We start from the raw sequence: 14,033 nt of genomic DNA, 5'->3' as shown, positions 1-14,033 counted from the left end.
ACGGGGCGGGCACCGGCCGGGAACTCCGGCTGAGGTGTCACGTCCGGCCGAGCCCCCTCCCCTCCAGCCACTCCAGCACCGCCGCCACATCCCCCACCGCCCCCATACCCCGCGGCAACGGCGGACGGCGTACGACCACCACCGGCAACCCCAGCTCCCGGGCCGCCGTGAGTTTGGCGGAGGTCGCCACCCCCCCGCTGTCCTTGGTCACGAGCACGTCGATACGGCGGTCACGCAGCAGCGCCGACTCGTCGGCCGACGTGAACGGGCCGCGTGCCAGTACGACGTCCAGGTGCGGCGGCAGTGGTGGGTCGGGCGGCTCCACCGAGCGGACGACGAAGTGCAGGTCCGTCAGAGGGGCGAAGGCGGCGAGGCCGAGGCGTCCGGTGGTGAGGAGGACCCGGCGGCCGAGGCCGGGCAGCGCCCGCGCGGCGGCCGTGAGGGAGGGCACCGGATGCCAGCGGTCCCCCGGGCCCGGGCGCCAGCCCGGGCGGCGTAGTACCACCGTGGGCAGGCCGGTCGCGGCGGCGGCCCGTGCCGCGTTCGCGGTGATGGTCTCGGCGAACGGGTGGGTGGCGTCGACCAGCGCGTCCACGTGCCGCTCCCGCAGCCAGGCGGCCAGCCCCTCGGCCCCGCCGAAGCCGCCGATCCGCACCTCGCCCGCGACGGCGCCGGGCCGCGCCACCCGTCCCGCGAGCGAGGTCGTCACCCGCACACCGGGGCGCGCCGCCAGGACGGCGGCCAGTTCGCGGGCCTCGGTGGTGCCGCCGAGGATCAGCACGTGCGCGGGCATGGCATGGACCCTACGCGCACGCGTTCCGCCAGCGTTCATGGTCCCCTCACCCACAGGGTCTTCAGGCTCCGCCCGACTCGAACTAACGTCTCGGCGTCGCCCCCCGTCCCCGATGAGTGAGGTTGCGATGTCCGCACGAAATGCCCTCGCCGCCCTGGCCCTGGTCCCGGTGCTGGCGCTTCCGGCCACCGCGCACGCCTCGGCGGCGGGCGGCCCCGGCGCCGAGGCAGTGCTGCCCCACAAGACGCACTTCGACCTCCAGGCCCACCGCGGCGGCCTGGGCCTGACCACCGAGTCCACGCTGGAGGGCTTCGGCAAGGCATTGCGGCTCGGCGTCTCCACGCTGGAGCTGGACACCCAGGTCACCAAGGACCGCAAGGTCGTCGTCACCCACGACCGCCAGGTCAGCGCGCAGAAGTGCCGGGACACGGCCCCGGTGACGCCGGGCGACCCGATGTACCCGTACGTCGGCAAGTACATCAAGGATCTGACGCTGGCTCAGGTCAAGACCATGGACTGCGGCTACCAGCAGCTGCCCGGCCACCCGCGGCAGGAGCGGATCGCGGGCGCCCGGATGGTCGAGCTGAAGGACGTCCTGAACCTGGTCAAGCGGTACAGGGCCCACCAGGTCACCCTGAACGTCGAGACCAAGGTCGAGGCGGGCGCCCCCGAGCAGACCGCGCCGCGCGAACTGTTCGTGCGCCGGGTGTTCGAGGAGATCCGCGCCTCCGGCATCGAGCGGCAGGTCACCATCCAGTCCTTCGACTGGGGCGCGCTGAAGGCGATGCACGAGCTGGCGCCCCGGTGGCCGCTGGTGGCACTGACCAACTACGACTTCCTCCAGGTCGGCAAGGACGGCGCCTCCCCGTGGCTCGGCGGCATCGACGCCGACGACTACGACGGCGACTTCGTGAAGGCCGCCGCCACCATCCCGGGCGTCCGGGCCCTCTCCCCCAACTACGGCTTCCCGCAGAACGGCAAGATCGGCGACCCCGGCTTCCGCTTCTACCCCGACCGCCAGATGATCGACTCCGCGCACGCCCGGGGCCTGAAGGTCGTGCCGTGGACCTGTGACGACCCGGCCACCATGGAGGCGCTCATCGACCTCGGCGTGGACGGCATCATCACCGACTACCCCGACCGGCTGCGCCAGATCATGGCCGACCGCGGCATGCGGCTGCCGAAGGCGTACGAACCGCGCTGAACGGCCACCGCATGACTAGGGTCCAGGCATGGAGTCAGTACGTGCCGTCCTGATCGACATCGACGGGGTCCTCACCGTGTCCTGGCAGCCGCTGCCGGGCACGGTGCGGGCGTTGCGGGAGATCCGCGACGCCGGGCTCGGCGTGGCCCTGGTCACCAACACGACGTCCCGTACCCGTGCCTCGATCGCCGGGACCCTGTCGGACGCGGGGTTCCCGGTGGACGCCGAGGACATCCTGACCGCACCCGCCGTGACCGCCGCGCACCTCGCCCGGCGGTTGCCCGGCGCCCGCTGTCTGCTGCTGAACCACGGCGACGTCGCGGAGGATCTGACCGGGGTGACCGTCGTGTCCGACCCGGGCGACGACGTGGACGTCGTCCTCGTCGGCGGCGCCGGGCCCGAGTTCGGCTATGCCACGCTGAACCGGGCCTTCGGGCACCTCCAGCGCGGCGCCCGGCTGGTGGCCATGCACCGGAACCTGTACTGGCGCACGGAGCACGGCCTGGAGCTGGACGGCGGTGCCTTCCTCGTGGGGCTGGAGGTGGCGGCGCGGACGGAGGCCGAGGTCACCGGGAAGCCGTCGCCCGCGTTCTTCGGGGCGGCGCTGGAGCGACTGGGCGTGGAGCCGGGTGCGGCGCTGATGATCGGTGACGACGTCGAGTCCGACGTACTGGCCGCGCAGCGGGCCGGGCTCACCGGGGTGCTGGTGCGGACCGGCAAGTACCTGCCGGAGACCGAGCGCGCGGCGAGCGGCACGCCGGACCATGTCATCGACTCGTTCGCGGGCCTGCCCGCACTGCTGGGCCGGGCCTCGCAGCGTGACAGCGCCGACAACTAGCGCAACAGGAGTTGCAGTCCGCCCACGACCGTCGCCGCGATCACGAGTTGTTCAAACAAGCGCTGGTTGATCCGGTTCACAGCCCATTTGCCGAGCAACGCCCCCGGCACGACGAAGCCCACGAGCGCCGCGTCAAGCAGCAGCGAGTTGCCGTCAATCAGCCCGAGCCCGGCGCTGAAGGGCACCTTGGCGACGTTCACGATCAGGAAGAAGAACGCCGACGTGCCCAGGAAGCCCAGCTTCCGGAAGCCCGCCGACAGCAGGTACATCGCCATCACCGGGCCGCCCGCGTTCGCCACCATCGTGGTGAAGCCACCCAGGACGCCGTAGGAACGCGCCTTCCACCGGCCCGCCCTGGTGGTCACGGCGTCCGGTCCCGGCGCCGCCCGCTCGGCCATCCGCCGCCGCCACACCGTGACCCCGGCCATCAGCAGCAGGATCGCGCCGATCGAGTTGCGCACCACCCCGTCGTCGGCCCACACCAGGAACAGCGTGCCGAGGACCACGCCCGCCCCCACCGCCGGGAACAGCCGCCCCAGGGTCGGGCAGTGGGCGTGCCGCCGGTAGACGAGGACGGCGAGCACGTCCCCGAAGATGAGCACCGGCAGCAGGACCCCGGTCGATGCGCGGGCGGGCAGCACCGCCGCGAAGACGGCGAGGCTGACCGTGTTGGCCCCGCTCACGGCGGTCTTGGAGAAGCCGACGAGCAGGGCGGCCACGGCCAGCGCCGCGAACTCCCAGCCGGTGATGTGCCAGAGCGTCATCGTGTCCATGCGGACACTGATGCTATGCCCATGCATGTGGCCGACGTAAGGACCGTCTCGCCAGACGGTCCCTCACGGGGGTCACCCCACAGCCCGCCCGCTCACCCCACGGGCCCCATCGGGTCACCCCACAGCCCGCACCCGCTCACCCCCTCCGGCCCACACCGGGTCACCCCGCAGCCCGCACCCGCTCACCCCCCGGCATACCGCGCCCGCAGCTCCCGCTTCAGCACCTTCATGCTCGGCCCCAGCGGCAGTTCCTCGGTGAACTCCACCCGCCGCGGGTACTTGTGCCTGCCCAGCCGCTCCTTGGCCCACTCGGTGAGCGCGGCGGCGTCGAGGTCACCGGCGTCCGGCGCGGGGACGACCACGGCGCACACCTCCTCGCCGTGCAGTTCGTCCGGCAGGCCGATCACCGCGACCTGGGCGATGCCGGGGTGGCGCATCAGCACCTCCTCGACCTCGCGCGGGTAGACGTTGAAGCCGCCGCGGATGATGACGTCCTTCTTGCGGTCGACGATCCTCAGGAAACCGTCCTCGTCCTTGGTGCCGAGGTCGCCGGTGCGGAACCAGCCGTCCACCATCGCCTCCGCCGTGGCCTCGGGACGGCCGAGGTAGCCGGAGAAGACGTTGTGCCCCCGGATGACGACCTCGCCCAGCTCGTCGACCGGCAGCAGTTCGATGCGGTCCTCGGTCTCGGCGCGGGCGATCTCCACCTCCACGCCCCACAGCGGATGCCCGATGGTGCCGGGCCGGGCGCCGAACCAGGGCTGGTTCACACTCGCCGTCGGCGAGGTCTCCGACAGCCCGTACCCCTCGTAGATCCGCGCCCCGAACGCCGCCTCGAACCGCTCAAGGACCGCCACCGGCAGCGAGGCGCCGCCCGAGACGCACACCCGCAGCTCCGGCAGGGCGTCCGCACCGCCCGCCGCGGCGGCCAGCGCGACGAACATGGTGGGCACGCCGTGGAAGGTGTTGACGTCCTCCTTGACCATCAGCTCGATCGCGCGGGCGGCGTCGAACCGCGGCAGCAGCACCAGCGTCGCGCCCGCCCGCCACACCGAGTTCATGGACACCGTCTGCCCGAAGGCGTGGAACAGCGGCAGCGCGCCCAGCGCGATGTCGTCGGGGCGGATGTCGTTGGCGTCGAAGGCGTTGACGGTGGCGTTCATCACGAGGTTGAAGTGGCTGAGCACGGCGCCCTTGGGGACGCCGGTGGTGCCGCTGGTGTAGAAGACGACGGCCGGGTCGTCCGCGTCACGGGTCTCGTACGAGCGCAGGGGTGCGGCGTCGGCGGCGAGCCGCTCGAACTCCGCGCCCAGGGTGACCACCCGGACCCCGACGGCCTCGGCGGCGGCGGTGCCGGTCGCCGCCTGCGCGGGATGGCAGAGCAGCAGGCTCGCGCCGCTGTCCTCGAGGACGTGCTCGACCTCGGCGGGCGACAGCAGCAGATGGACGGGGACGACCACGGCTCCGGCCGCGGCGATGGCGTAGTACGCCGCCGGGAACTCCGCGGTGTTGGGCGCCATCAGCGCGACGCGGTCGCCCGGCCGTACCCCGAGTCCGGCCAGGGCCCCGGCCTGGGCGCGGGCCCGCTGCCACATCTCGGCGAAGGTCAGCCGCAGGTCGCCCTCCACCAGGGCGGTCTTGTCGGGTCGGCGCCGGGCGTTCTCGGCGAGGATGGCGGCGACGGAGAGGGTTGCCATGTACGGGGTGCTCCGTTTCTCGGATCAGCGGCTCGTTGCGGTGCCTTTGCGGTGCCTTTGCGGTGCCTTTGCGGTGCCGTGCGGGTCTTTCCAAAGGCGGCGGGACAACGTCCAAAGGGGCGCGGGGAACTGCGCGGCCAGCCACGACGAACCCACGGCGACCCCCGCCAGCAAGGGGCGGGTACGGACGGACTACGGGCGCTCCACCAGCACCGCGCTCCCCTGCCCCACCCCGACGCACATCGTGGCGAGGCCCCGCCCCGCCCCCGTCCGCCGCATCCGGTGCAGCAGCGTGGTCAGGATCCGCGCCCCGGAACACCCCAGCGGATGCCCGAGCGCGATCGCGCCCCCGCTGGGATTGACCCGCTCCGGATCGATCCCGAGCTGGTCGACGCAGGCGAGGGCCTGCGCGGCGAAGGCCTCGTTGAACTCGGCCTCCTCGATGTCCCCCACGCTCCAGCCCACGCGGGCGAGGGCCTTGCGGGTGGCGGGGACGGGGCCGATGCCCATGACGTCGGGGTGGACCCCGGCGGACGCCCCGGCGGCATAGCGCCCGAGCGACTCCAGACCGAGGTCGTTCAGCGCCTCCTCGCTGACCAGCAGCAGGCCCGCGGCACCGTCGTTCATCGGGGAGGCGTTGCCCGCGGTGACGGTGCCGCCCTCGCGGAAGACGGGCCGCAGCTTCGCCAGCTTCTCGATCGAGGTGTCCTCGCGGACGCACTCGTCGCTGTCGACCAGCACGCCGTCGGGGCGCTCGACGGGCAGGAGTTCGGCGTCGAAGTGGCCGTTCTTGCGGGCGTCGGCGGCCCGGCGGTGGCTGTGCAGCGCGAACTCGTCCTGCCGGGCGCGCGAGACGCCGTAGCGGTCCGCGACCTCCTCGGCGGTCTCGCCCATGGCCAGCAGCCCGTGCAGGTCGGCCATCCGGGGGTTGACCAGCCGCCAGCCGAGGCGGGTGTCGGCGGTCTCGATCCGGTGCGGCAGTGCCTCGTCGGGGCGGGGCAGTACGAAGGGGGCGCGGCTCATCGACTCGGAGCCGCCCGCGAGCACGACGTCGGCCTCGCCCGCGGCGATGGTGCGGGCGGCGGCGGTGACCGCCTCCAGGCCGGAGGCGCACAGCCGGTTGACGGTGGCGCCGGGGACGGAGTCGGGCAGTCCGGCGAGCAGGGCGGCCATGCGGGCGACGTTGCGGTTGTCCTCACCAGCCTGGTTGGCGGCGCCCCAGTAGACGTCGTCGATGCGGGCCGGGTCGAGCGCGGGCACCTCGGCGACCAGCCCACGGATCACCGCGGCGGCGAGGTCGTCGGGGCGTACGGCGGACAGGGCGCCGCGCAGTTTGCCGAGGGGGGTGCGGCGGGCGGCCGCGAAGTGGACGGTGCGCACGAGGGGACTCCTGACCGACGCCGGTCTTCGCTGACCAGCACCTTAATTAGCACTGCTAGTTTTGGACTATAGACCTCCGGGCAGCACCTGGGAAGGTCCCGGCGGTTCGCCGGGGCCCGCACGACGCCGCTGGAGGCCAGCACATGACCGACACCCGGGACCACACCCTCGACGGCACCCGTGGCACGATCGCCGCCCGCGAGTGGCCGCACCCCCGGCCCCGGTACCTCGCGCTGCTCGTGCACGGCTACGGCGAGCACATCGGCCGCTACGCGCCGGTCGCCGAGGTGCTCACCGCCCACGGCGCCGCCGTCTTCGGGCCCGACCACGTCGGCCACGGCCGCTCGGCGGGCGAGCGGGTGGTGATCGAGGACTTCGAGGACGTCGTCACCGATGTGCGCGCCGTCGCGGAGCTGGCCCGCGCCGCGCACCCCGGCCTCCCCGTGGTGCTCGTCGGGCACTCGATGGGCGGCCTGATCGCGGCCCGCTACGCCCAGCGGTACGGCGACACGCTCACCGCGCTGGTGCTGTCCGGGCCGGTGATCGGCGCCTGGGAGACGCCGGGGCGGTTGCTGGCGCACGCGGAGCGGCACGGCGACGTCCCCGACATCCCGGTCAGCCCGTCCGCGCTCTCCCGCGCCCCGGAGGTCGGACCGTCGTACGCGGCGGACCCCCTGGTCTGGCACGGTCCGATGAAGCGGCCGACGCTGGAGGCCTTCGTCCGCACCCTGCGGACCGTCGACGAGGGCGGCACCGTGGCCCCGCTGCCGGTGCTCTGGCTGCACGGCGACGACGACCGCCTCGTCCCGCTGCCCGGCAGCCGCGACGGCGTGCGACGGCTGAGCGGGGACGGCCCGCTGACCGAGCGGATCTATCCCGGCGCCCGGCACGAGGTGTTCCTGGAGACGAACAAGGCCGAGGTGTACGACGACTTGGTCCGCTTCCTGGACGGCGTGCTCGCCTGACGAGACGGCACAGCGTGGCGTTTGCCCTTTTTGGCCCTGGGCACCCGCGCCCCCATGGAGTGGTTGCGCAGTGCGGCCTGCGTGGGTGAGGACCCCGAGCTGTTCTTCCCCGTGGGCACCAGCGGACCGGCGCTGCGGGACATCGCGGCCGCGAAGCGCGTGTGTGCCCGTTGCCCGGTGATCACCGACTGTCTGGTCTACGCGCTGGACAGCGGACAGACCTCGGGTGTCTGGGGAGGAACCTGCGAGGAGGAGCGCGGCGAACTGCTTCGTACCGCCAGAGCCGACGCCACAAGGAGAAGCACGGTATGACTGTCGTGAAGAGCACGCTGCCCGAGGACGCCCGCAAGGTCGCCGGGGACGCGTTGCAGAGCACCCTCGTGGACCTCCTCGGCCTGTCCCTCATCGGGAAGCAGGCGCACTGGAACATCGTGGGGCCGCGGTTCCGTTCCATCCACCTCCAGCTGGACGAGGTGGTCTCGACGGCCCGCGAGTACGCCGACACCGTCGCGGAGCGCTGTTCCGCGCTCGGCGTGCCGCCGGACGGCCGCCCGGAGACCATCGCCAGCGCCTTCACGCTGCCCGGCCCGAAGGAGGGCTGGGTGCGCGACAACGAGGTCGTGGAGGTGATGGTGGAGTCCCTGGGGGCGGCGATCGGCCGCCTGCGGGAGCGGATCGAGGCCACCGACAAGCCCGACCCGGTCACCCAGGACCTGCTGATCGGCATCACGGCCGAGCTGGAGAAGCAGCGCTGGATGTTCGACGCGGAGAACTGGCCCCGCGAGCACTGACCGCACGCCGGAGAGAGAGGGGCATGGGATGACCGACGCCCTCGAACTCGACACGCTGTGGGAGAACTTCCACCGCGTGGTGAACATGACCTCGAACGAACTGGCGTCCTGGCTGCGGGTCAGCGACGCCGACGAGGACACCGAGCCCCTGCCGGACCACGCGGGCGAGCCCGTGGGGCAGCACGTCCTCGCCATCCTCCAGAAACGGCGCATGGACCTCACGGACGACGACATCGAGGTGATGTACGAGGTCGTGGACACCATCAGCGCCGAGGCGGACCTCGAGAACGAGCCCGAGGCCGAGCAGACCCGCCGCAGGCACCATCTGATGTCCCTCGGCCACGACCCCCTGAAGCCGTGACCGACGACAGGCGCGTGCTGCGCGAGCTGGTGCCCGCGCACGGGGAGACGTACGCCGAGGAGGCGGGCATCCGGCTGCGGGACGCCCCGCAGCCGCTGTACCGGCTGCTGGTGCTGTCCCACCTGCTGAGCGCCCGTATCCGCGCCTCGGTCGCCATCGCCGCCGCGCGGGAGCTGTACGAGGCGGGGCTGCGCGATCCTGGGCGGATGGCCCGGGCGGACTGGCAGGAGCGGGTCGACGCGCTGGGCCGGGGCGGCTACCGGCGCTACGACGAGCGCACGGCCACCCAGCTCGGCGACGGCGCCGAACTGCTCACCGAGCGCTGGGGCGGTGACCTGCGCCGGATGCGCGAGGAGGCCGACGGCGACCCGGACGCGCTGCGTCGGCTGCTCCGGGAGGTGCCGGGGATGGGCCCGGCGGGCGCCGACATCTTCCTGCGCGAAGTCCAGCGCGCCTGGCCGGAGTTCGCCCCCTACCTGGGCGGCAAGGCCCTCTCGGGCGCCGAGCGGCTCGGCCTGCCGAAGGACCCCGAGCGCGTCGCGAAGCTCGCCGGTGACACCGAACCGGCGACGCTCGCCGCCGCGCTGGTCCGGGCGTCCCTGGACAAGGAGGTCGCGGAGGACAGCCTGCGCCGGGCGGCGTGATCCAGCCGTCAGTCCGCCGGGGACGTCAGGCGTGCTCAGACCGTCAGCCTGCTGAGAGCGGCCGACACCAGCGTCCGCGCCCCCGGCACCAGCACCGCCGGATCCGGCGCGAACAGCGGGCTGTGATTGCTCGGCACCCGGCCGATCTTCTCCGCCAGCTCCACGCCGGGCACCGCGTCCCACACCGCGGGCGGCGTCGAGGTCACGAACCAGTAGTCGTACGGCACCCCTGGCGGCGCCAGCAGCGAGAAGTCCTCGCTGCCCATCGCCGGGCCGAAGTCGACGACGGCGTCCGCGCCGAACAGCTCCCGGTGGACGGTGGCGATCTCGGCGTCCAGGGCGGCGTCGTTGACGGTGGTGGGGTACGCGTCCAGGACCGTGATCTCCGGCGGGGCCGGGCAGCCCGCCGTCTGGCACTCGCCGGTGACGATCCGCCGCACGGCCGTCAGCATCCGCGCCCGCACGACGGCGTCCCGGGTGCGCAGGCTCAGCGCGAGGCGCGCCTCGGCGGGGATGATGTTGGCCTGCGACCCGGCGTGGAACCGCCCCACCGTGAGCACCGCCGAGTCCTTGGCCGCGATCTCGCGCGAGACCACGCTCTGCAGCCGGGTGACGATGTACGCGGCCGTCACCAGCGGGTCGACGGTCGACTCGGGCCGCGAGCCATGGCCGCCGAGGCCGTGCACGACCACCTCGATGTCGTCGCAGGACGACATGATCGGGCCGGGGGTGTGCGACAGCAGCCCGGCCCGCCCCGGCACCGCGTGCTGCCCGAACAGCGCGTCGGGGCGCGGGAACCGCTCGTGGATGCCGTCCGCGACCATGGCCGCCGCTCCCCCGCCGTGCTCCTCGGCGGGCTGCCCGACCAGCACCAGCGTCCCCGACCAGGTCTCCCGGGCGGCGGCGAGCGCCTCGGCCGCCGCCACCAGCCAGGTGAGGTGCAGATCGTGGCCGCAGGCGTGCATCACCCCGTCGACCGTGGAGGCGTACTCCAGCCCGGTCGCCTCCGGCACCGGCAGCGCGTCCATGTCGGCGCGCAGCCACACCACCGGCCCGTCGCCGTTGCGGAGCACACCGACCACACCGGTACCGCCGACGCCCTCGGTCACCTCGTATCCCGCCGCCCGCAGCCGCATGGCGAGCCGCGCGGCCGTACGGTGCTCGGCGAACGCCAGTTCGGGGTGCCGGTGCAGGTCCTGGTAGAAGCCCTCCAGGTCGGCGGGGTCGAGGCCGGAGGTGATGTCGCGGGTGCGGCGGGCGACGGCGGCGGGCTCGCTCATGGCTGCTTCCTTCCGGTGGCGTCCGGCGCGGTGCTCGGCGGGCGTGCTGCGCACATCCTGCCCGGTACGGCGTCAGCGCGGGCCGGGATCGGGCAGCCGCAGCAGGCGGGCGATGGTGCGCAGGACGCCGTTGTCGGTGTTGGCGGGGGCGAGGTGGCGGGCCCGGCTGATGACGTCCGGGTGGGCGTTGGCCATGGCGAAGGACCACTCGGCGGTGTCCAGCATCTCCAGGTCGTTGAGGTAGTCGCCGAAGACCAGGGTCTGCGCGGGGGTGATGCCGAGGTCGCGCTGGAGCTGGCGTATGGCGGCGCCCTTGTTGGCGGTGCGGTTCATGACGTCGACCCAGTGCTCGCCGGAGACGACGACCTGGTGGGTGTCGGCGAAGGGCGCGAGCGCGGGCGCGGTGGTCCGCTCGGCGGGCCCGAAGTCGTAGAGGGCGACTTTCAGGATGTCGTCGTCGACGGCCGTGACGTCCTCGACGACGCGGTGCTCGACGTAGTACTTGCGCACCTCGGCCAGGAACGCCTCGTCGGTCCGCTCGACATAGGCGGACCGCTTGCCGCAGACGACGGCGCCGACGTCGGTGCCCTCGGCACCGAGCCGTCGTACGGCCTCGACGACCCGCGAGACGACGGCCGGGGCGAGCGGGTCGGAACTCAGCTCGGCCCCGTCCCGGACGACGTAGGTGCCGTTCTCCGCGATGAACACCATCCCCCGCGCGGCCCGCTCGAACTCGCGCGCGAGGGTGGCGTACTGGCGTCCGCTGGCCGGGCTGAACAGCACACCGCGCTCGCGCAGTTGCTCCAGTACGGTCCACAGCTCGCGCGGGGCGCGCTTGTCGTCGTCGAGGAGGGTGCCGTCCATGTCGGTGACGATCAGCCTGATGTCGGGGGCGCCATGGGCGGCATCGGAGGAGGTGAGCAGCGACGGTTCGGAGTACGGCATGACCGCTCACCCTAACCGGGCCCGCCCGCGCTCCCGCCGCCGGGCCCGTTGCGCCGTGGGCGCCACGCGGTGATCATGAGGGCGGCACCACGAACGCCACGGACCCGAGGAGGGCGACCGACCGGCATGAGCGAGAGCCACACCCCCGTCGAGGGCACACCACGGCTGAACACCACCGTGGCGCACAACGCGCGCGTCTGGAACTACTGGATCGGCGGCAAGGACAACTACGCGGTCGACCAGCAGGTGGGCGACCATGTCGCCTCGATGTTCCCGCTGATCAGGGATGTCGCCCGGGCGGACCGGGGCTTCCTGGGCCGGGCGGTGCGGTTCCTGGCCGAGGAGCGCGGCATCCGGCAGTACCTCGACATCGGGACCGGACTGCCCACGGCGGACAACACCCACGAGATCGCCCAGCGCGCCGCGCCCGAGTCCCGGATCGTGTACGTCGACAACGACCCGATCGTGCTGCTGCACGCCCGCGCCCTGCTGACCGGCACGCCCGAGGGTGCCACCGCCTACGTCGACGCCGACGTGCACGACCCGGACACCATCCTGGAGCGCGCGGCGGCCACCCTCGACCTCACCCGCCCGGTGGCGGTGATGATGCTGGGCATCCTGAACTTCGTCCTGGACACCGGCGAGGCCCGCGAGATCGTCCGCCGGATCATGGCCCCGCTCCCCTCCGGCAGCCACCTCGCCCTCACCCATCCCACGTACGAGCCGGAGCTGGGCGGCGCGGGCCAGCGGGCGGCGATGGCGTTCTGGAACGAGAACGCCACGCCACCGATCACGGCCCGGGGAAGCGCCGACGTCGCCGCCTTCTTCGACGGACTGGAACTCCTCGCACCCGGCCTGGTGTCGTGCTCGGCCTGGCGCTCGGGTCTCCAGGACCCCGCCGTGGTGCCGCAGTTCGGCGCGGTGGCCGTGAAACCCTGACCGACCCCCCGCGACGCCTCCTGAAAGTATGATCACCCAATGTCTGACATGACCGAGACCACGCCCGGCTGGCTGTCCCCGGACGAACTCGAGATGGCACGCGCCCGGATGCCGATCCTGTACGTCGAGGCGGTGCCGGTGCGCGTCGACGACAGCGGCGAGGTCACCAGCATCGGGCTGCTGCTGCGCATCGGGCCGGACGGCACGGTCAGCCGCACCCTGGTCTCCGGCCGCGTACTGCACCACGAACGCGTCCGGGACGCCCTGCTGCGCCACCTGGAGAAGGACCTCGGACCGGTCGCCCTGCCCCGGGTCCCGCCGTCCCTGCAGCCCTTCACGGTCGCGGAGTACTTCCCGACCCAGGGCATCACGCCGTACCACGACCCGCGCCAGCACGCGGTGTCGCTGTGCTACATCGTCCCGGTGAGCGGCGACTGCCGCCCCCGCCAGGACGCCCTGGACCTGGTCTGGTTCAGTCCGCAGGAGGCGCTGTCCCCCGCGCTGCAGAGCGAGATGCCGGGCGGCCACGGGGTGCTGCTGCGACAGGCGCTGTCCCACGCGGGCCTGGCGACCTGAGGGGCGGCGCGGTCACCCGGGACGCAGTCGCCCGTCGGGGGTGAGTGAGACCAGGGTGCCCGCATGTCACTTGGACGCGCCGGGCGCCGACGGCGTGTCGCCGGGCCCGGCCACACGCCGCCGGGTTGACAAGCTCCTCGAACGGGCCGATGACCAGCGGCAGGCGGACGTTCCCGGTCTCGCGTGCCAGGCACCGCCGAACGGCCGTGCACAGCCCCGTCTGGACGGACCGCGCACTGTCCCGAGGGGGAGGCGGCGGACACCTGGTCCCCGGCGGCGCCCGTCGCCTCAGCGGCGCGGAAGCCACTCCCGTCTGAGCAACCCGAACACCCAGGAGTCGGACACCTCGCCGTTCACGACGCAGTCCTCCCGCAACGTCCCTTCCCGCACGAACCCCACCTTCTCCAGGACCCGGGCGGACGCCAGGTTGCGCGTATCGGTCTCGGCCTGGACCCGGTTCAGGTCCAGTGTGTCGAACGCCCACCGCAGCAGGGCGTGCGCGGCCTCGGTCGCGTAGCCGTGGCCCCACATCGCGTCGCCGAGGACGTAACCCAACGACGCGCTGCGGTAGTCCGGGTTCCATCCGGTCAGACCGCACCAGCCGACGAAGGCGCCGTCAGCGGCACGGTCGATGGCCAGCCGCGCCCCGGTGCCGTCGTCCGCCATCGTCCGGCACATGGCGATGAAGCGCTCCGCGCGGGCCCGGTCGTCCCACGGCGGGGAGTCCCAGTAGCGCAGCACGTGGGCGCTGCTGTGCAGCGCGAAGAGGGAGTCCGCGTCGGCGTCGGTGAAGGGGCGCAGCCGCAGGCGAGCGGTGTGCAGTACGGGAGTGGCCAAGGTCATGCGC

Annotated in this window: 16 protein-coding genes; 9 read left to right on the top strand and 7 right to left on the bottom strand. The window is 73.1% G+C overall.

All coding sequences use genetic code 11. From position 1 onward, the window contains the following. Positions 1–37 precede the first annotated feature (37 nt). Positions 38–793 carry a cobalt-precorrin-6A reductase gene (locus ACFVQG_RS06790; protein WP_383377604.1) on the bottom strand — a complete coding sequence of 252 codons (756 nt, stop codon included), beginning with the start codon at positions 791–793 and terminating at the stop codon, positions 38–40. 127 nt (positions 794–920) lie between these two features. On the opposite strand from ACFVQG_RS06790, the gene ACFVQG_RS06785 reads away from it, so the two are divergent. Next, positions 921–1,997 (top strand): glycerophosphodiester phosphodiesterase family protein, encoded by a 1,077-nt coding sequence (locus ACFVQG_RS06785; RefSeq protein ID WP_383377602.1) that lies wholly within the window; start codon positions 921–923, stop codon positions 1,995–1,997. A 28-nt stretch (positions 1,998–2,025) separates the two neighbouring features. Next, positions 2,026–2,835 carry an HAD-IIA family hydrolase gene (locus ACFVQG_RS06780; protein WP_383377600.1) on the top strand — a complete coding sequence of 270 codons (810 nt, stop codon included), beginning with the start codon at positions 2,026–2,028 and terminating at the stop codon, positions 2,833–2,835. On the opposite strand, the gene ACFVQG_RS06775 is transcribed toward ACFVQG_RS06780, so the two are convergent. From ACFVQG_RS06775 to ACFVQG_RS06765, 3 genes are all read right to left on the bottom strand, one after another. Beyond that, positions 2,832–3,608 carry a sulfite exporter TauE/SafE family protein gene (locus tag ACFVQG_RS06775; protein WP_383377598.1) on the bottom strand — a complete coding sequence of 259 codons (777 nt, stop codon included), beginning with the start codon at positions 3,606–3,608 and terminating at the stop codon, positions 2,832–2,834. The two genes, ACFVQG_RS06780 and ACFVQG_RS06775, sit on opposite strands and share 4 nt — an antisense overlap. A 182-nt stretch (positions 3,609–3,790) precedes the next feature. Then, positions 3,791–5,305 (bottom strand): long-chain fatty acid--CoA ligase, encoded by a 1,515-nt coding sequence (locus ACFVQG_RS06770; protein WP_383377596.1) that lies wholly within the window; start codon positions 5,303–5,305, stop codon positions 3,791–3,793. 192 nt (positions 5,306–5,497) lie between these two features. After that, positions 5,498–6,685: a thiolase family protein gene (locus tag ACFVQG_RS06765; protein WP_383377594.1), complete on the bottom strand. Its 1,188-nt coding sequence runs from the start codon at positions 6,683–6,685 to the stop codon at positions 5,498–5,500. Between the two features lie 143 nt (positions 6,686–6,828). Between ACFVQG_RS06765 and ACFVQG_RS06760 the strand changes: the two genes are divergently transcribed. From ACFVQG_RS06760 to ACFVQG_RS06740, 5 genes are read left to right on the top strand one after another with little or no spacing between them, the layout of a single operon-like run. Continuing rightward, positions 6,829–7,650 (top strand): alpha/beta hydrolase, encoded by an 822-nt coding sequence (locus ACFVQG_RS06760; RefSeq protein ID WP_383377592.1) that lies wholly within the window; start codon positions 6,829–6,831, stop codon positions 7,648–7,650. A gap of 54 nt (positions 7,651–7,704) precedes the next feature. After that, a complete protein-coding gene (locus ACFVQG_RS06755) occupies positions 7,705–7,962 on the top strand; it encodes a WhiB family transcriptional regulator (RefSeq protein ID WP_383377979.1) in 258 nt (85 codons plus the stop codon). Beyond that, complete coding sequence (locus ACFVQG_RS06750; protein ID WP_383377590.1) at positions 7,959–8,441, top strand: Dps family protein; 483 nt, start codon at positions 7,959–7,961, stop codon at positions 8,439–8,441. Before ACFVQG_RS06755 ends, ACFVQG_RS06750 begins: the two co-directional genes overlap by 4 nt. A 28-nt stretch (positions 8,442–8,469) precedes the next feature. Continuing rightward, complete coding sequence (locus ACFVQG_RS06745) at positions 8,470–8,802, top strand: DUF3140 domain-containing protein (protein WP_383377588.1); 333 nt, start codon at positions 8,470–8,472, stop codon at positions 8,800–8,802. Continuing rightward, entirely contained in the window at positions 8,799–9,446 is a 648-nt protein-coding gene (locus tag ACFVQG_RS06740; protein WP_383377585.1) for an endonuclease, read from the top strand. Before ACFVQG_RS06745 ends, ACFVQG_RS06740 begins: the two co-directional genes overlap by 4 nt. 35 nt (positions 9,447–9,481) lie before the next feature. Here the strand turns inward: ACFVQG_RS06740 and ACFVQG_RS06735 are convergent, their stop codons facing one another. After that, positions 9,482–10,726 carry an amidohydrolase gene (locus ACFVQG_RS06735; protein WP_383377583.1) on the bottom strand — a complete coding sequence of 415 codons (1,245 nt, stop codon included), beginning with the start codon at positions 10,724–10,726 and terminating at the stop codon, positions 9,482–9,484. 72 nt (positions 10,727–10,798) lie between these two features. Beyond that, complete coding sequence (locus ACFVQG_RS06730; RefSeq protein ID WP_383377581.1) at positions 10,799–11,671, bottom strand: Cof-type HAD-IIB family hydrolase; 873 nt, start codon at positions 11,669–11,671, stop codon at positions 10,799–10,801. A gap of 126 nt (positions 11,672–11,797) precedes the next feature. Here ACFVQG_RS06730 and ACFVQG_RS06725 point away from each other — a divergent pair, with 126 nt between their 5' ends. Together ACFVQG_RS06725 and ACFVQG_RS06720 are read left to right on the top strand one after the other, a co-directional pair. Continuing rightward, the gene (locus ACFVQG_RS06725) at positions 11,798–12,610 is read left to right on the top strand and encodes an SAM-dependent methyltransferase (RefSeq protein WP_383377579.1); all 813 of its coding nucleotides are present in this window, start codon (positions 11,798–11,800) and stop codon (positions 12,608–12,610) included. A gap of 39 nt (positions 12,611–12,649) precedes the next feature. Further along, the gene (locus ACFVQG_RS06720; protein WP_383377577.1) at positions 12,650–13,186 is read left to right on the top strand and encodes an NUDIX hydrolase family protein; all 537 of its coding nucleotides are present in this window, start codon (positions 12,650–12,652) and stop codon (positions 13,184–13,186) included. A 288-nt stretch (positions 13,187–13,474) separates the two neighbouring features. Here the strand turns inward: ACFVQG_RS06720 and ACFVQG_RS06715 are convergent, their stop codons facing one another. Continuing rightward, positions 13,475–14,029 (bottom strand): GNAT family N-acetyltransferase, encoded by a 555-nt coding sequence (locus tag ACFVQG_RS06715; protein WP_383377575.1) that lies wholly within the window; start codon positions 14,027–14,029, stop codon positions 13,475–13,477. Between the last annotated feature and the right edge of the window lie 4 nt (positions 14,030–14,033).

The sequence above is a fragment of the Streptomyces sp. NPDC057877 genome (assembly GCF_042796855.1).
Taxonomy (GTDB): domain Bacteria; phylum Actinomycetota; class Actinomycetes; order Streptomycetales; family Streptomycetaceae; genus Streptomyces.
Note: the sequence above shows the minus strand (reverse complement) of the source record. Positions and strands in the feature narration are given on the sequence as shown.